The sequence below is a fragment of the Pseudomonas sp. W17 genome (assembly GCF_040268305.1).
Taxonomy (GTDB): domain Bacteria; phylum Pseudomonadota; class Gammaproteobacteria; order Pseudomonadales; family Pseudomonadaceae; genus Aquipseudomonas; species Aquipseudomonas protegens.
Genome location: NZ_CP158490.1, coordinates 5,303,947 through 5,320,237 on the forward strand (window position 1 = coordinate 5,303,947; position 16,291 = coordinate 5,320,237).

Below are 16,291 nucleotides of genomic sequence, written 5' to 3' on the forward strand. Positions count from 1 at the left end.
AAGCCTGCTCCTGCAGGGCTCAGCTCAGGCTGGGGTCGATCACCAGCACCAGCTTGCCCGAGACCTGATTGGTCGCCAGCTCCGCAAAAGCGGCTTCTGCATCCTGGATCGCAAAGGTCCTGGCCAATTGCGGGCTCAGACGCCCTTCGCTGAACAACGGCCAGACATTCTGTCCAAGGTCGCTCAACAGGTCGGCCTTGAACTGGTCATTGCGGCTGCGCAGCGTCGACCCCAGAAACTGGATCCGCTTGGCAAGCACCTGGGCCAGGTCCAGCTGCGCTTCGCGCCCGCCCATCAAGCCGATCAGCACCCAACGTCCATCCAGGGCCAGCAGCTTGAGGTTGTTGGCCACATAATTGGCGCCCACCGGGTCGAGAATCACATCAAAAGGCCCAAAGTCCCGCAGCGCCTCAATGCCATCGGTACGCACCACACCGCCCTGGGCACCGAGGCTCTCGCAGTAGGCCAGACGATCGGCTGAACCAACGCTCACCCAGCACGGGTTGCCGAACGCCTTGCACAGCTGGATAGCCGCCGAGCCGACGCCACTGGCGCCAGCGTGCAGCAGGACCTTCTCGCCCGGCTTGAGCGCTGCCAGCTGGAACAGATTCAGCCAGGCTGTGCTGTAGACCTCGGGCAGCGCCGCGGCCTCGGCCAGGGACAACCCTTCGGGTACTGGCAGTACATGGCGGGCATCTACCACCACTTCTTCAGCCATGCCTCCGCCCGCCAGCAGGGCACAGACCCGATCACCCACTTGCCAGGACGAACCCGGGCCCACTTCACTGACTACCCCGGAGCATTCCAGGCCAAGGGCCTTGCTGGCTCCGGGAGGTGGGGGATAGAGCCCCGCACGCTGCAACAGGTCGGCCCTATTGAGGCCAGCGGCTGCCACCCGAATGCGAACTTGCCCTACATCACAGGCAGGACTTGGCTCTTCAACCCACTCCACATGACCTTCAACGCCTTGCAATGCTTTCACAGTGCCTCCATAGTGAGTCTGGACTGAGCCCGGAGCGGTAGCACCGGGCTTTTTGCATTATGCGACCGGTCCTTATGGAACCGGCGACTTCAAAGACGGCCTAATATGCGTTATCAATTGCCCCCGCGTCGAATCAGCATGAAGCATTTGTTCCCCAGCACCGCCCTCGCCCTATTCATTGGTTTCGGCCTTCTGCCGATGTCGACCAATACGTTCGCAGCCAATAGCTGGGATCAACTTCAGCCCGATCGCGATGAGGTAATTGCCAGCCTCAATGTTGTAGAACTGCTCAAACGCCACCATTACAGCAAGCCGCCGCTGGATGATGCGCGCTCAGTGATCATCTACGACAGCTACCTGAAGCTGCTGGACCCATCGCGCAGCTACTTCATGGCCAGCGATATCGCGGAGTTCGACAAATGGAAAACCCAGTTTGACGACTTCCTCAAGAGCGGCGACCTGAATGCCGGTTTCACCATCTACAAGCGTTATCTGGACCGGGTCAAAGCGCGTCTGGACTTCGCCTTGGCGGAACTCAACAAAGGCGTCGACAAAATTGACTTCACCACCAAGGAAACCTTGCTGATCGATCGCAAGGATGCTCCTTGGCTCAAGACCACCGCCGAACTCGACGACCTGTGGCGCAAGCGCGTCAAGGACGAAGTGCTGCGGATGAAGATCGCCGGCAAGGATCCCAAGCAGATCCAGGAAACCCTGACCAAGCGCTACAAGAACCAGCTGGCGCGCCTGGACCAGACCCGTGCCGAAGATATCTTCCAGGCCTACATCAACACCTTCGCCATGTCCTACGACCCGCACACCAACTATCTGTCGCCGGATAACGCGGAAAACTTCGATATCAACATGAGCCTGTCGCTGGAAGGCATCGGCGCCGTGTTGCAGAGCGACAATGATCAGGTCAAGGTCGTGCGCCTGGTGCCGGCAGGTCCTGCCGACAAGACCAAGCAGGTAGCCCCTGCGGACAAGATCATCGGTGTGGCCCAGGGCGACAAGGAAATGGTCGACGTGGTGGGGTGGCGCCTGGACGAAGTGGTCAAGCTGATCCGTGGTCCGAAAGGCACCCTGGTACGCCTGGAGGTGATCCCGGCCAGCAATGCGCCAAACGACCAGACCAGCAAGATCGTGCCGATCACCCGCGAAGCGGTGAAGCTCGAAGATCAGGCGGTGAAGAAGTCGGTCCTCAACCTCAAGCAGGACGGCAAGGACTACAAGCTCGGGGTGATCGAGATCCCGGCCTTCTACCTGGACTTCAAGGCCTTCCGCGCTGGTGATCCGGATTACAAGAGCACTACCCGCGACGTGAAGAAACTGCTGACCGAGTTGCAGAAAGACAAGGTCGACGGTGTGGTCATCGACCTGCGCAACAACGGCGGCGGCTCCCTCCAGGAAGCCACCGAGCTGACCAGCCTGTTCATCGACAAGGGTCCTACCGTGCTGGTGCGCAACGCCGACGGCCGGGTGGATGTACTGGAAGATGAAAACCCCGGCGCCTTCTACAAAGGCCCGATGGCACTGCTGGTCAACCGTCTCTCGGCTTCGGCTTCGGAGATCTTCGCCGGCGCCATGCAGGACTACCACCGCGCCTTGATCATCGGCGGCCAGACCTTCGGCAAAGGCACCGTGCAGACCATCCAGCCGCTGAACCACGGCGAGCTGAAGCTGACCCTGGCCAAGTTCTACCGGGTTTCCGGGCAGAGCACCCAGCACCAGGGCGTGCTGCCGGATATCGGCTATCCGTCGATCATCGACACCAAGGAAATCGGCGAAAGCGCCCTGCCTGAAGCCATGCCATGGGACACCATCCGCCCGGCCATCAAGCCTGCGGTAGACCCGTTCAAACCATTCCTGGCTCAGCTCAAGGCCGAACACGAAAGCCGTTCGGCGAAAGATCCGGAGTTCGTGTTCATCCGCGACAAGCTGGCCCTGGCACAGAAGCTGATGGCGGAAAAAACCGTCAGCCTCAACGAAGCGGACCGTCGGGCACAGCATGCCGACATCGAAGCCAAGCAACTGGCCCTGGAAAACGCCCGTCGCAAAGCCAAGGGCGAGGAGCCGCTCAAAGAGCTGAAGAAAGAAGACGAAGATGCACTGGCTGCTGCCGAGCCGGACAAGACCAAGCCGGAAGACGACGCCTACCTGAGTGAAACCGGGCGCATCCTGCTGGACTATCTGAAGCTCAACACCTCGGTGGCCAAGCACTGAGGATGATGGCAATTTAATTCGATCGCTCCTCGGATCGTCATTAAACAGTCATCATTCTGTCGTGAAATAAAGGACCGGGCGCCGCTCTCTAGCCAGAGCTGCGCCCGGTCCTTTTTTAATCGACAGAGATCGCCATGACCACGACCGAACAGCTCAGTGCATTGAGTTCAATCCTGGCTCAAAGCGGTTTGCACAGTCTGTTCCAACCGATCATTTCCCTGTCTGAGCGGCGCATCCTGGGTTATGAGGCCCTGAGTCGCGGCCCCTCAAACAGCCCTCTGCACTCCCCTGTCGCGCTGTTCGCCGTCGCGCGCCAGGCCGGGCGCCTGAGCGAGCTGGAGATTGCCTGTCGGCAAAGCGCCTGCAAACGCTTCAGCGAACAACAACTGCCCGGCAAGCTGTTCCTCAACGTCTCACCGGAATCCCTGCTGGAGGCCGCCCACCAACCAGGGCGTACCTTGCAGCTGCTTGAGGACTTCGGCATCCCCCCCAGCCAGGTGGTGATCGAGCTTACCGAACAGACCCCGATCGACGATTTCCAGTTGCTGCAGAACGCCCTGCACCATTACCGCGACATGGGTTTTTCCATCGCCCTGGACGACCTGGGCGCCGGTTATTCGAGCCTGCGCCTGTGGTCGGAGCTGCGCCCGGACTACGTGAAAATCGACCGGCACTTTATCGACGGCATTCACCAGGATGCCCTCAAGCGCGAGTTCGTCGGCTCGATTCTGCAAATCGCAAAAGCCTCCCGCGCCCAGGTGATCGCCGAAGGGATCGAACTGACCGAAGAACTGGCAGTGCTGACCGAGATGGGCGTCGACCTGGTCCAGGGCTACCTGTTGTGTCGCCCCCAGGAACAGCCGCCGAGGGACGCTCGGGCAATGATGCCCAAGCATGATCACACCAGCGTGGCCCTCAACGATGATGGCAGCGACCTCAGTGCGCTGCTCAACGAGCAACCGGCCGTTGCGCGCAATACGCCCACCGCCAACGTCCTGGAAGCCTTTCGCCGGCAAGCCAACCTCAACTCCCTGGCGGTGCTGGACGAACAGGGACAGCCTTGCGGCATCGTCCATCGGCACTCGCTCTCCGACGCCCTGCTCAAGCCCTTTGCCACCGACCTGTTCGCCCGCAAGCCCATCAGCCGCCTGATGAACGATGACTTTCTCGCGGTCGAACTCAGCCAGTCCCTGCAGCAGGTCAGCCGCCTGATCACCAGCCGCGCCCGCCAACGCATCGAGGAAGATTTCATCATCACCTTGAATGGCCATTATCTGGGGCTGGGGCGGGTGATCGATGTGCTCAAGCTGATTACCGAACTGAAGATCCAGCAAGCCCGCTACGCCAACCCGCTGACTCTGCTGCCCGGCAATGTGCCGATCCAGCAGTGCCTGAGCCGCCTGCTGCAGCAAGCACGGGAATCGGTGATCTGCTACGTCGACATCGACAGTTTCAAACCCTTCAACGATATCTACGGCTATGGCCGCGGCGATGAGGTGCTGCTGTGCCTGGCCCAATGCCTGAACGACCGGGTAGACCCGAGCCGCGACTTCGTCGGACATATCGGTGGGGATGACTTTCTGCTGGTGCTGGGGCCGGAAGACTGGCGCCGACGGCTCAACCAGTTGCTGGATGACTTCCACAGCCAGTGCCGGCGCTTCTATCGCAGCGAACACCTGGAAGCCGGCTGTTTTATCGCCCCCAATCGGCAAGGTATCCGTCAGGAATTTCCCTTGCTGTCACTGTCCATCGGCGTAGTGCACCTGTATCCACAGGCCTGTGGCCAACTGGACTCCAGCCAACTGGCGGAGCTGGCCTCCCAGGCCAAGCATCATGCCAAGAACATCCAGGGCTACAGCATCCATGTGATCGACAGCCTGGAAGCGGCAGCCAGCCTGGGAGCGCAAAACCTCAGTGAGCCGCTGCGGGATCAGTCGGCTGATCGAGCTGCGTCAGTTTGAGCGCCGCAAGAGGATGCCCGGCCTGGGCCGAAAGCGTCCACCAGCGCGCCGCTTCGACAGCGTCGGGAGCCTTGCTGGGCGAGCCGGCCAGGCTGATCACGCCCAACTGATAGGCTGCCTTGCCATCCCCCGCCAGTGCAGCCAGACGCAGCAGGCGTTGACCTTCTTGACGGGCGCCAAGCCCCTGCCCACGAAAAGTCAGGATGTGCCCATAAAAGCTCAGCGCACCGACATTGCCCAGATTGGCCATGCGCGCGAACTGACCTTCCATCCAACACCAGACACGGGGTTGGCGGACAAACCACGGCCAATGAAACAAACGGCGCGCCAGCCAATAGCCGAGTCGCGCCTTGAGTGCCAGGAACATTCAAGCCTCCGCTGATTCGGGATACTCGTACTCGAAGACCCGCACCACTTCCGAGGCATGCCAGGAAGCCGCGGCAACACCGTCGGAAGGGCCGGAAAAACGCCCCAGACGCTCCACGCACTCGAAGAAGCCGGTACGCGGCAGGCGGCTGGCCCCCTGGCTGATCACCAGGGAACTGCGCAAAGGCTGTTCGGCCCGTGCATCCAGCGCTGCCAGATGCTCCAGCGCGGCTGTCAGGGTCTGCATGGCCGGGCTGGGCAGTTGCAAGCGCTCCAACAAGGCTCGATAGGTTAAAAGATGCCGCTGACGACGGGCCTGATCCAGCTCACCCAACAGCCCATCCCAGTGCTGACGACTGATCCTTACACTCACGATTGCTCCCTCCACCCCGGCACCGTCAACTCCCAGGCCAGGCTGCGGCGAATCGCAGCGTCGGGTTGACGCTCGCCACTTTCAATCAGGGCCAGGTAAGACGGACTGATACCAACTTTGCGGGCCAGCGCCTCGATGGCGATGCCCTTCCCTTCGCGCAGACTGCGTAATTGATCCAGGCCCGGAAGATTCTGGGCTGGTGGCGCTGCCTGAGAAGTTGCGGCAGCGTGCGGTGGTTGTTCGGTAAGACCTGCGGCTGACAATAAAGCCTGATACTGAGCCCACGGCAGAACCGCATATTCGGGCTCGCCATCGCGTTCAATAATCTGAATATCCATTACTACCCCGTAGGACAACGACACTTAGCGAGTCGGACTTTTCCCTTGAAGTGTAATCCTAACAGCGGCAATGGTCGCGGGGAGCATGATTGTTGTGGGAGGCGGTGAATACCCTTAGTTTTTCTGCGGTCCTTCCAGCAGCAATTGCTCAGCAGTGTCCGGCAAGCGCTCGACAACCGCGAGCTTTTCCGGCATTTGCCGATTGCGCCAGGCTCGGAAGGCGTTGAGTTCGTCATCCAGGGTTTTCATCAGCCAAGCCAGAACGGCGATATCGTCAAGCATGCCGAACACCGGAATAAAGTCGGGAATGGCATCCACCGGGCTGAGGAAATACATCAAGCCTGCCACCACCGACAGCAGCGCCTTGGGGCTGATGGCCCGGTACTCGCCACGCCAGTAGGCCAGGCACAGTGCCTGCAACAAGCGCAGGTCCTGTTTGACCTTGCCCAGGCGTCCGCCCTGGCTGGCGCCTTTGCTCGCCACGGCAAACAGTAGCGTGGGCAAACGGCCGCGGCTCAGCAAGCGCCCCGCCAGCGGTAGGAAACGAGCAAAATTCCAGGGTGCTTTCATCATCACTCCCACTGAAATGTTATCCACACAAATTGTGGATAACCTTGTGAACAGAGCTATTTTTCACGGCTGAAAGCCACGTTTCATAAGGGCTGAGCTCAGATCGGGCGTTTTTTACTCACATAAAAAAACCCATAATTTCATTGACTTGGCAGCCTCCAGCGACTACCTACCGCTCATACCCTGTTCAGACCACCCACACTGCCGTCGGTTCGGATAATTTGCCAGCAGCAACCTGCAGAAACGACAACGCCCCGTAAGAACGGGGCGTTGCTTCAGGCGCTGACGCAGGTTACTTGGCGGCGTCCTGCTTGGCTGGATCCTTGATACCCAGCAGCTCCAGTTCGAAGACCAGCACCGAGTTGGCTGGAATCGCCGGGCTCGGGCTCTGGGCGCCGTAGGCCAGGTCGCTCGGGATGTACAGCTTGTACTTCTCGCCCACGTGCATCAGTTGCAGGCCTTCGACCCAACCCGGGATCACGCCGCTGACAGGCAGATCGATCGGGCTGCCACGCTCTACCGAGCTGTCGAACACAGTGCCGTTGGTCAGGGTGCCGGTGTAGTGAACAGTCACAACATCAGTCGGCTTGGGCTGAGGACCGTCAGCCTTTTTCAATACTTCGTACTGCAGACCGGAAGCGGTGGTGGTCACACCGGTTTTCTTGCCGTTCTCTTCGAGGAATTTCTTGCCGGCAGCCGCCGACTCTTCGCTCATCTTGGCCATGCGCTCTTCGGCACGCTTTTGCAGCGCGGCGAAGGCTTCGACCAACTCTTCATCCTTCAGCTTCTGTTCTTTCTTGCCGACGGCATCTTCGATGCCCTGGGCGACCGCTTTGGAATCCAGGTCATCCATGCCTTCCTGAGCCAGACTCTTGCCCATGTTCAGGCCGATACCGTAGGAAGCTTTTTGCGCCGGGGTTTTCAGCTCTACGCTGGTCTGCGAATCACAACCCGCAAGTACCAGGCTAACCAGGGCCACCGCCGCCGCCAACCGATGCTGTTTCATGCTATTTCCTTGTTCATGCGCCTAAAGGGCAATCGAATAAAGCCGCGAGCTTATCAGGCGACCACGACCAATGGCTACCGGCGTAAGAGTAGTAAATGGCCGATAAGTTCACGTCTTTAAACGCGTTTTCATGCTCTGGGGTACACCCTGCCCAGGCCGCTTACCGAGGCGCTTGAACGGGCGCGAATAACCATAGCTCAAGTAATGGCTACTTGCCGCGTCAGATGAGCTCAGGCATAAGGAAACGAAATTCGACAAGGAAGTACATCTTGCGCCTCATCTATCGTGTGTTGCTGTTGATTGCCGTGCTGATCGGCATTGTCCTGGCTGTGGTCCTGTACTACGTGGCCAATCCGAAACTCCCCGACTATGTACCCGTTGAACAGGTGCACTACCTGGACCAATGGGATGCCAAGGATCGCCAGACCTACTATTTCACTCCCCAGGGCACCCAGGTCAAAGGCCTGCGCTATGAATGGTTCAGCGCTCTGGAACTGCCGTTCTCCGAGCAGCCCTTTGCCGCTCCCGAGTACCTGGCCCGCTTCGGCTTCCTGGTGGAGCCGGGGCAGAAAGCCACAGCGCAGAATCCCGGCAACCTGCCCGTGGGCTTCGCCCGCCATCAGAATCCGGGCAGCGCGGAACAATACCTGGACATCACCTGTGCTGCCTGCCACACCGGCGAGCTGCGTTTCAACCATCAAGCCCTGCGCATTGATGGCGGCTCGGCGCAGCACGTACTGCCGTCCAGCGTACCGACCCTGCGTGGTGGCAGCTTCGGCCAGGCCCTCGTGGCCAGCCTGACCAGCACCTACTACAACCCCTGGAAATTCGAGCGCTTCGCCCGCAAGGTGCTCGGCGCCGACTACGAAGCCAGGCACGAACAGCTGCGCAAGGACTTCAAGGTCTCGCTGGATAACTTCCTGCGGGTGGCCTGGAACGATACCCATCGTGGCCTCTACCCAACCGAAGAGGGCCCGGGCCGTACCGACGCCTTTGGCCGCATCGCCAATGCCAGCTTCGGCGACGCCATTTCCCCTGAGAACTATCGGATCGCCAATGCCCCGGTGGACTACCCGCAACTCTGGGATATCTGGACCTTCGACTGGGTCCAGTGGAACGGCTCGGCGCAGCAACCCATGGCGCGCAATATTGGCGAAGCCCTGGGGGTTGGCGCCACCCTGAACCTGTTCGACGCCAACGACCAACCCCTCACCGGCGAGGCCCGCTACCCTTCCAGCGTACGTGTCCGCGATCTCAACCTGATCGAGGAAACCTTGCAGCGCCTCAAGCCACCGGCCTGGCCGGAAGACTTGCTGGGCACGATCGACAAGCCGCTGGCCGCCAAGGGCCGTGAGTTGTTCGCCAGCAACTGTGCCGGCTGCCATGTACCCTCGGTCAGCGACAACAACGGCCGCCCCGTGCAGCAGTTGAAAATGCTTCCGGTAGAGGTGATTGGCACCGACCCGAATTCGGCGAGCAATATCGCCGACCTGCGCTATGACCTGAGCTCCTTGCAGTGGGATACCGCCGAACTGGCCAGGTCCAATGTCGAGCTGCACCCGACACCCAGCGAACCACTGGACCTGCGTCAACTCTCGGCTGCCAAGGGCCTGGCCTACATCACAGCCTTTGTCGAAGAGCGCGCCTATCGCGACGCCAAGGTCACCCCCGAGGAGCGCCCGCGGCTGGACGGCTACGGGCTGCCGATCGGCGTACGCGAGTTGCGCGCCTACAAGGCCCGCCCGCTGGCCGGGGTCTGGGCCACACCGCCGTACCTGCACAACGGCTCGGTACCCAACCTCTATCAACTGCTGTCTCCGCAATCAGAGCGCTCGACAACCTTCTACCGCGGCACCTTCGAGTACGATCCCAAGCACCTGGGCTATCGCCCGGAAGCCTTCAAGAACGGTTTTGAATTCGATACCCGCATCAGCGGCAACCACAACAGTGGCCACGAATTCCGCGCCGGCCAGCGTGGCAATGGCGTTATCGGCCCACTGCTGCAGCCAGAAGAACGCTGGGCCTTGCTGGAATACCTGAAAGTGCTGGGCGGACCATTGGAGTCGCAATTGCCATGAAACTCGATCTCGCCAGAAAACGACCGTCCCTGCTGGCCCGACTATGGCTGCGCCTCGGCGCCTTGCTGGGCAGGACCCTATTATTGCTACTGGTCATCGGCCTGCTGGGCTGGGCACTGTCCAGTGCCTGGTTCGCCTGGCACCACCGAGGCCCGGTAGCGGTGCAGGAGCAGGTTCCTGCCGATGAGGCAGCCCGCACCCAGGACATCATCCAGACCGCGGTGCGCATCGTTGACCAGCACCGCGAAGGCACCCGCTACCTGCGCGATGCCCATGCCAAGGCCCACGGTTGCGTGAAGGCGCAGGTCCAGGTCCTCAACGACTTGAGCCCGCCACTGCGCCAGGGAGTATTTGCCACCCCTGGCCAGACCTGGCAGGCCGTCGTACGCCTGTCCAACGGCAACGCCTACCCGCAGTTCGACAGTATTCGCGACGCCCGCGGCATGGCGATCAAGCTACTGGATGTTCCCGGGCAACAACTGATGGCGTCGGAATCACAACGCCGTGAACAGGACTTCGTGATGTTTAATCATCCGAATTTCTTCGTCAGCGACGTAGCCGAATATCAGCAGAACATCGCCGCCCAGGCGGACGGCAAGAAAGTCGGCGCATTCTTCCCCGGGTGGGATCCGCGCACCTGGCAGGTACGGCATCTGTTCATCGCCCTGGCGACCCTGTCACCGGCCCCGGCCAGCCCGACCCAGACCACCTACTACTCGGTCTCGCCCTACAAGTTCGGCAATGCCAACGCCAAATTCCGAGTCATGCCGGACCCCGAGAGTTGCCCGGTCTACAGCCTGCCAGCACAGAACCAGGATCTGCCCAACTTCCTGCGCAGCGCCCTGACCCAGCAACTCTCCACCGATCGGGTTGGCGCCTGTTTCGTACTGCAGGTCCAGCGCCAGGACCCGAACCGTTTCATGCCGATCGAAGACACCAGCATTGAATGGAAAGAAAGTGACGCCCCCTTTGAAACGGTGGCGCGGGTAACCCTTCCCGCCCAGGACTTCGATACCCCGGCGCAGAACCTGGCTTGCGACAACCAGTCCTTCAACCCCTGGTTCGGTCTGGAAGCCCATCGCCCCATCGGCGGCATCAACCGTCTGCGCAAGGCAGTGTATGAAGCCGTCAGCGACTACCGGCACAGCCGTAACGCCGAGCAGTAGGCAAAAACGCAAAAGCGGCCCGAGGGCCGCTTTTTTCATGCGCAGGATTCGAACCGATACAAATCCCAGACAGCAAAAAGCCCGCATTGAGCGGGCTTTATGTGGCGACCTGGCGTTCAGTGTTCCAGATTGCCGAATATGGCGCAGCGGACGGGACTCGAACCCGCGACCCCCGGCGTGACAGGCCGGTATTCTAACCGACTGAACTACCGCTGCGCGTAGCGTTGAAAGTAAGTGGTGGGTGATGACGGGATCGAACCGCCGACATTCTGCTTGTAAGGCAGACGCTCTCCCAGCTGAGCTAATCACCCTTGACCTTCGTTGCGGGGAGCATTATGCCACAGAAATTCTTAAAATGTTGATTTAATTAATAATTTTATTAAAAAAACCAAATTTCCATGTACCGCAACACAACCCACGTAACTCTTTACAGCAAAAAGCCCGCGTTAGCGGGCTTTCTGTGGTGACCTGGCGTTCAGTGTTCCAGGTTACCGAATATGGCGCAGCGGACGGGACTCGAACCCGCGACCCCCGGCGTGACAGGCCGGTATTCTAACCGACTGAACTACCGCTGCGCGTAACACTGAATGCGAATGGTGGGTGATGACGGGATCGAACCGCCGACATTCTGCTTGTAAGGCAGACGCTCTCCCAGCTGAGCTAATCACCCTTCACGTTCGGTGTGGCGCGCATTCTACGGAGCAGCCCCCACTCTGGCAAGCACTTTTTATAATAATTTTTTCAGGCCTTCCAAAGGCTTAGCGAAGGGTTGGCCTGAGCAGCAGCGAAGAGAATAATGCCCTCCTTTGTATAAAGGAGAGATTCACCCCATGTGGTTCAAAAACCTGCTGATCTATCGCCTGACCCAAGATCTGCCTTTTGATGCTGAGGCGCTGGAAACTGCACTGGCGACCAAACTGGCGCGCCCCTGTGCAAGCCAGGAGTTGACCACTTACGGTTTCGTCGCCCCTTTCGGCAAAGGTGAAGACGCCCCGCTGGCTCACGTCAGCCAGGACTTCATGCTGGTAGCCGCGCGCAAGGAGGAACGCATCCTGCCTGGCAGCGTGGTGCGCGATGCGGTGAAGGAAAAGGTCGAAGAGATCGAAGCCGAACAGATGCGCAAGGTCTACAAGAAGGAACGCGACCAGATCAAGGATGAAATCATCCAGGCCTTCCTGCCCCGTGCGTTTATCCGTCGCTCCTCGACCTTCGCCGCCATTGCCCCGAAACAGGGCCTGATCCTGGTCAACTCGGCCAGCCCGAAGCGCGCCGAAGACCTGCTCTCCACCCTGCGTGAAGTCCTCGGCACCCTGCCGGTTCGCCCGCTGACCGTGAAGATCGCCCCCACCGCGATCATGACCGACTGGGTCAAGACCCAGAAAGCCGCCGACGACTTCTTCGTACTCGACGAGTGCGAACTACGCGACACCCACGAGGACGGCGGCATCGTGCGTTGCAAGCGCCAGGACCTGACCGGCGAGGAAATCCAGCTGCACCTGAGCACCGGCAAGGTGGTCACCCAACTGTCCCTGGCCTGGCAGGACAAACTGTCGTTCATGCTCGACGACAAAATGGTGGTCAAGCGCCTGAAGTTCGAAGACCTGCTGCAGGATCAGGCGGAACAGGACGGCGGTGATGAAGCCCTCGGCCAGCAGGATGCCAGCTTCACCCTGATGATGCTGACCTTCGGCGACTTCCTGCCGGCGCTGTTCGAAGCCCTGGGCGGCGAGGAGATTCCACAGGGCATCTGACGCCTTGCCCGGATAACCGCTACGCACTAGACGCCACCGCCTTCGGTGGCGTTTTCACATAATAAGGAACAGGTCATGCGCGCACTGGCTGCACTGAGCCGCTTTGTCGGCAACACCTTCGCTTACTGGGTACTGATCTTCGCCGTCCTGGCATTCTTCCAGCCTGGCTGGTTCATCGGTCTCAAGGGCGCCATCGTGCCGCTGCTGGGCCTGGTGATGTTCGGCATGGGCCTGACCCTGAAACTCGAAGATTTCGCCGAAGTGGCCCGCCACCCATGGCGCGTGGCACTGGGAGTGGTGGCCCATTTCGTGATCATGCCCGGGGTAGCCTGGGTGCTCTGCCAGGCATTTCACCTGCCGCCGGAAATCGCCGTCGGGGTGATCCTGGTCGGCTGTTGCCCAAGCGGCACCTCTTCCAACGTGATGACCTGGCTGGCCCGCGGCGACCTGGCGCTGTCGGTGGCCATTGCAGCGGTTACCACTCTACTGGCCCCACTGCTGACCCCGGCGCTGATCTGGTTGCTGGCCTCGGCCTGGCTACCGGTCTCGTTCATGGAGCTGTTCTGGTCGATCCTGCAAGTGGTGCTGCTACCGATCGTGCTGGGAGTGCTGGCCCAGCGCCTGCTGGGCCAGCGGGTGCAGCACGCGGTGGAAGTACTGCCGCTGGTTTCCGTGGTGAGCATCGTCATCATCGTCACCGCGGTGGTGGCCGCCAGCCAGGCGAAAATCGCCGAGTCGGGCCTGCTGATCATGGCCGTGGTGATGCTGCACAACAGCTTCGGCTACCTGCTGGGCTACTTCACGGGGCGTCTGTTCAAGCTGCCACTGGCGCAGCGAAAATCCCTGGCCCTGGAAGTCGGCATGCAGAACTCCGGCCTGGGCGCGGCCCTGGCCAGCGCTCATTTCTCGCCACTGGCGGCGGTACCCAGCGCCTTGTTCAGCGTCTGGCACAACATTTCCGGGGCCCTGCTCTCGACCTATTTCCGGCGAATGGAAGATCCAGCCGAACAAAAGCTGGAAATACAGCGAGGCCATGACTGAGGAAAAAAATACTCGCCCACGTGAGAGTGGGCAGTATACTGCGCATCGCGAGGACGACCTCGCGACTCATTCGAGCGATCAATTCCGGGGACGACCCCATCAACCGATGAGGTAGGCATGTCCTGGATCATTCTGTTTTTTGCCGGTTTGTTTGAAGTGGGCTGGGCCGTCGGCCTGAAATACACCGATGGCTTCAGCCGCCCGCTGCCCACCGCCCTGACCATCATTGCCATGGCCATCAGCCTCGGCCTGCTGGGCCTGGCGATGAAGGAGCTGCCCCTGGGCACGGCCTATGCCATCTGGACCGGAGTCGGCGCCGTCGGCACGGTGATCGCCGGTATCATCCTGTTTGGCGAATCCATGGCGCTGGTGCGCCTGGTCAGCGTGGCGCTGATCATCGCCGGCCTGGTGGGCCTGAAAGTCAGCGCCAGCTGAAAAGCCCAGGCAGAAATGAAAACGCCCGCAAATGTGCGGGCGTTTTCGTATCCGGCAGCTAGCGCCGTGGGCCCCGCAACTGAGCCACCATGGCCTGCAACTGCGCCGGCTCGGCCGCGTCCACCGCCACCGATGGCCCGGCCACCAGGGTCACTCGCGACCAGAAGCGGTGGAAGAAACCCTTGCTCGGATCGCGACTGAAGAAGCTGCCCCACAAGCCTTGCAGAGCCATGGGAATCACCGGCACCGGGGTTTCCTCGAGAATCCGTGTCAGCCCGCCCTTGAACTCGTTGATCTGGCCATCGGCAGTCAGCTTGCCCTCGGGGAAAATGCACACCAGTTCGCCATCGCGCAGGTACTGGGCAATGCGCTGGAAGGCTTTTTCATAGATCTGCAGGTCTTCATGCCGACCGGCGATGGGAATGGTTCCGGCGGTACGGAAGATGAAGTTCAACACCGGCAGGTTGTAGATCTTGTAGTACATGACGAAGCGAATCGGCCGACGCACCGCACCACCAATCAGCAAGGCATCGACGAAAGACACGTGGTTGCACACCAGCAGGGCAGCACCTTCATCAGGGATCAACTCCAGATTGCGATGCTCGACGCGGTACATGGAATGGCTAAGCAGCCAGATCATGAAACGCATGCTGAACTCGGGCACCACCTTGAAGATGTAGACGTTGACCGCAATGTTGAGCAGCGACACCACCAGGAACAGGTGGGGAATGGTCAGCTGGACCATGCTCAGCATCACGATAGAGACAATCGCCGAGACCACCATGAACAGCGCATTGAGAATGTTATTGGCGGCTATCACCCGGGCCCGCTCGTTTTCCGGGGTACGGGACTGGATCAGGGCATACAGCGGCACTATATAGAAGCCGCCGAAGATCCCCAGGCCAAGGACATCGAACAGCACCCACCAGGCATGGGCAAAACCCAGCACTTCAATCCAGCCATGACCCGTGGCGCTTTCCGGGATACCACCGGAATGCCACCACAGCAGCAGGCCGAACACCGTCAGGCCAAAGGAGCCGAACGGTACCAGGCCGATCTCCACTTTGCGCCCCGACAGCTTCTCGCACAGCATCGAGCCTACGGCAATCCCCACCGAGAACACGGTGAGGATCAGGGTCACCACGGTCTCGTCGCCGTGCATCCATTCCTTGGCATAGGCCGGAATCTGGGTCAGGTAGATGGCGCCGACGAACCAGAACCAGGAGTTGCCGACAATCGAGCGCGACACCGCCGGGGTCTGCCCCAGCCCCAGGCGCAAGGTGGCCCAGGACTGGCTGAAGATATTCCAGTTCAGGCGCATCTCCGGGGTCGCCGCGGCAGCCCGGGGAATGGCGCGGCTGGCCAGGTAGCCCAGTACCGCCACACCGATCATGGCGCTGGAGACTATCGGCGCGTAATGCTCCGAGGACATCATGACCCCAGCGCCGATAGTACCGGCCAGGATCGCCAGGAACGTGCCCATTTCCACCAGGCCGTTGCCTCCCACCAATTCCTCTTCACGCAAGGCCTGGGGCAGGATCGAATATTTCACCGGGCCAAACAGCGCCGAGTGGGTGCCCATGGCGAACAGTGCCACCAACATCAGCGACAGGTGATCGAAGGCGAAGCCCACCGCCCCCACCACCATGATCGCGATCTCCCCCAGTTTGATCAGGCGGATCAGCGAGTCCTTGGCGAACTTCTCGCCAAACTGCCCGGCCAGGGCGGAAAACAGGAAGAACGGCAGGATGAACAGCAAGGCACAGAGGTTGACCCAGATCGACCGGTCACCCTCGATGCTCAGCTTGTAGAGAATGGCCAGGATCAGCGACTGCTTGAAGATGTTGTCGTTGAAGGCACCGAGGGATTGCGTGATGAAAAACGGCAGGAACCGCCGCTTGCGAAGCAAGGTGAACTGCGAAGGGTGACTCATCTTCCATGTCCCTGAGTGGCGTGGATACTGTTATTGGAATGTCGAATATCGATCCAGGCCACAACCTT

At 60.4% G+C, this 16,291-nt stretch carries 14 protein-coding genes and 4 tRNA genes; 7 read left to right on the top strand and 11 right to left on the bottom strand.

What is annotated here, in order from left to right; translation table 11 throughout:
* Nucleotides 1-19: 19 nt before the first annotated feature.
* A complete protein-coding gene (locus ABCR88_RS24175) occupies nt 20-982 on the bottom strand; it encodes an NAD(P)H-quinone oxidoreductase (protein ID WP_041119459.1) in 963 nt (320 codons plus the stop codon).
* Between the two features lie 138 nt (nt 983-1,120).
* Between ABCR88_RS24175 and ABCR88_RS24180 the strand changes: the two genes are divergently transcribed.
* Nucleotides 1,121-3,205, top strand: coding sequence for a carboxy terminal-processing peptidase (locus ABCR88_RS24180; RefSeq protein WP_171820729.1), 2,085 nt, complete (start codon nt 1,121-1,123; stop codon nt 3,203-3,205).
* A gap of 134 nt (nt 3,206-3,339) precedes the next feature.
* Entirely contained in the window at nt 3,340-5,166 is a 1,827-nt protein-coding gene (locus tag ABCR88_RS24185) for a bifunctional diguanylate cyclase/phosphodiesterase (protein ID WP_232641710.1), read from the top strand.
* Here the strand turns inward: ABCR88_RS24185 and ABCR88_RS24190 are convergent.
* The 5 genes from ABCR88_RS24190 to ABCR88_RS24210 form a co-directional block, all read right to left on the bottom strand.
* Nucleotides 5,117-5,533, bottom strand: a complete 417-nt coding sequence (locus tag ABCR88_RS24190) for a sel1 repeat family protein (RefSeq protein WP_350403631.1) — start codon at nt 5,531-5,533, stop codon at nt 5,117-5,119. The two genes, ABCR88_RS24185 and ABCR88_RS24190, sit on opposite strands and share 50 nt — an antisense overlap.
* On the bottom strand, nt 5,534-5,905 hold the full coding sequence (locus ABCR88_RS24195; protein WP_003179080.1) for a hypothetical protein: 372 nt from the start codon (nt 5,903-5,905) through the stop codon (nt 5,534-5,536).
* On the bottom strand, nt 5,902-6,243 hold the full coding sequence (locus ABCR88_RS24200) for a helix-turn-helix transcriptional regulator (protein WP_015636619.1): 342 nt from the start codon (nt 6,241-6,243) through the stop codon (nt 5,902-5,904). The genes ABCR88_RS24195 and ABCR88_RS24200 overlap by 4 nt, the downstream gene beginning before the upstream one ends.
* Before the next feature lie 114 nt (nt 6,244-6,357).
* Complete coding sequence (locus ABCR88_RS24205; protein ID WP_019093616.1) at nt 6,358-6,813, bottom strand: YkvA family protein; 456 nt, start codon at nt 6,811-6,813, stop codon at nt 6,358-6,360.
* 292 nt (nt 6,814-7,105) lie between these two features.
* Nucleotides 7,106-7,819 carry an FKBP-type peptidyl-prolyl cis-trans isomerase gene (locus tag ABCR88_RS24210; RefSeq protein WP_011062667.1) on the bottom strand — a complete coding sequence of 238 codons (714 nt, stop codon included), beginning with the start codon at nt 7,817-7,819 and terminating at the stop codon, nt 7,106-7,108.
* 269 nt (nt 7,820-8,088) lie between these two features.
* Here ABCR88_RS24210 and ABCR88_RS24215 point away from each other — a divergent pair, with 269 nt between their 5' ends.
* Together ABCR88_RS24215 and ABCR88_RS24220 are read left to right on the top strand one after the other, a co-directional pair.
* On the top strand, nt 8,089-9,897 hold the full coding sequence (locus tag ABCR88_RS24215; RefSeq protein ID WP_236183984.1) for a di-heme-cytochrome C peroxidase: 1,809 nt from the start codon (nt 8,089-8,091) through the stop codon (nt 9,895-9,897).
* Nucleotides 9,894-11,063, top strand: a complete 1,170-nt coding sequence (locus tag ABCR88_RS24220; RefSeq protein ID WP_350403632.1) for a catalase family protein — start codon at nt 9,894-9,896, stop codon at nt 11,061-11,063. The genes ABCR88_RS24215 and ABCR88_RS24220 overlap by 4 nt, the downstream gene beginning before the upstream one ends.
* A gap of 139 nt (nt 11,064-11,202) precedes the next feature.
* Here ABCR88_RS24220 and ABCR88_RS24225 read toward each other — a convergent pair.
* From ABCR88_RS24225 to ABCR88_RS24240, 4 genes are all read right to left on the bottom strand, one after another.
* Nucleotides 11,203-11,279 (bottom strand) — tRNA-Asp (locus ABCR88_RS24225).
* Nucleotides 11,280-11,298: 19 nt separating this feature from the next.
* Nucleotides 11,299-11,374: transfer RNA gene (locus tag ABCR88_RS24230), tRNA-Val, on the bottom strand.
* A gap of 187 nt (nt 11,375-11,561) precedes the next feature.
* Nucleotides 11,562-11,638, bottom strand: a tRNA-Asp gene (locus ABCR88_RS24235).
* Nucleotides 11,639-11,657: 19 nt separating this feature from the next.
* Nucleotides 11,658-11,733 (bottom strand) — tRNA-Val (locus tag ABCR88_RS24240).
* A 160-nt stretch (nt 11,734-11,893) separates the two neighbouring features.
* On the opposite strand from ABCR88_RS24240, the gene rdgC reads away from it, so the two are divergent.
* The 3 genes from rdgC (at nt 11,894) to sugE (ending at nt 14,290) form a co-directional block, all read left to right on the top strand.
* Nucleotides 11,894-12,814 carry a recombination-associated protein RdgC gene (gene rdgC / locus ABCR88_RS24245; protein ID WP_350403633.1) on the top strand — a complete coding sequence of 307 codons (921 nt, stop codon included), beginning with the start codon at nt 11,894-11,896 and terminating at the stop codon, nt 12,812-12,814.
* Nucleotides 12,815-12,889: 75 nt separating this feature from the next.
* Complete coding sequence (locus ABCR88_RS24250) at nt 12,890-13,855, top strand: bile acid:sodium symporter family protein (protein ID WP_041119464.1); 966 nt, start codon at nt 12,890-12,892, stop codon at nt 13,853-13,855.
* 117 nt (nt 13,856-13,972) lie between these two features.
* Nucleotides 13,973-14,290, top strand: a complete 318-nt coding sequence (gene sugE, locus ABCR88_RS24255) for a quaternary ammonium compound efflux SMR transporter SugE (RefSeq protein WP_011062672.1) — start codon at nt 13,973-13,975, stop codon at nt 14,288-14,290.
* Between the two features lie 58 nt (nt 14,291-14,348).
* Here sugE and ABCR88_RS24260 read toward each other — a convergent pair whose 3' ends face one another.
* Nucleotides 14,349-16,223: an MFS transporter gene (locus tag ABCR88_RS24260; protein ID WP_011062673.1), complete on the bottom strand. Its 1,875-nt coding sequence runs from the start codon at nt 16,221-16,223 to the stop codon at nt 14,349-14,351.
* Nucleotides 16,224-16,291 lie beyond the last annotated feature (68 nt).

Bases quoted from the DNA above. Each gene is read 5' to 3' on its own strand.
- ABCR88_RS24180 (WP_171820729.1), top strand. From the start codon at position 1,121: ATGAAGCATTTGTTCCCCAGCACCGCCCTCGCCCTATTCATTGGTTTC.
- ABCR88_RS24185 (WP_232641710.1), top strand. From the start codon at position 3,340: ATGACCACGACCGAACAGCTCAGTGCATTGAGTTCAATCCTGGCTCAA.
- ABCR88_RS24190 (WP_350403631.1), bottom strand. From the start codon at position 5,533: ATGTTCCTGGCACTCAAGGCGCGACTCGGCTATTGGCTGGCGCGCCGT.
- ABCR88_RS24200 (WP_015636619.1), bottom strand. From the start codon at position 6,243: ATGGATATTCAGATTATTGAACGCGATGGCGAGCCCGAATATGCGGTT.
- ABCR88_RS24205 (WP_019093616.1), bottom strand. From the start codon at position 6,813: ATGAAAGCACCCTGGAATTTTGCTCGTTTCCTACCGCTGGCGGGGCGC.
- ABCR88_RS24210 (WP_011062667.1), bottom strand. From the start codon at position 7,819: ATGAAACAGCATCGGTTGGCGGCGGCGGTGGCCCTGGTTAGCCTGGTA.
- ABCR88_RS24220 (WP_350403632.1), top strand. From the start codon at position 9,894: ATGAAACTCGATCTCGCCAGAAAACGACCGTCCCTGCTGGCCCGACTA.
- rdgC (WP_350403633.1), top strand. From the start codon at position 11,894: ATGTGGTTCAAAAACCTGCTGATCTATCGCCTGACCCAAGATCTGCCT.
- ABCR88_RS24250 (WP_041119464.1), top strand. From the start codon at position 12,890: ATGCGCGCACTGGCTGCACTGAGCCGCTTTGTCGGCAACACCTTCGCT.
- sugE (WP_011062672.1), top strand. From the start codon at position 13,973: ATGTCCTGGATCATTCTGTTTTTTGCCGGTTTGTTTGAAGTGGGCTGG.
- ABCR88_RS24260 (WP_011062673.1), bottom strand. From the start codon at position 16,223: ATGAGTCACCCTTCGCAGTTCACCTTGCTTCGCAAGCGGCGGTTCCTG.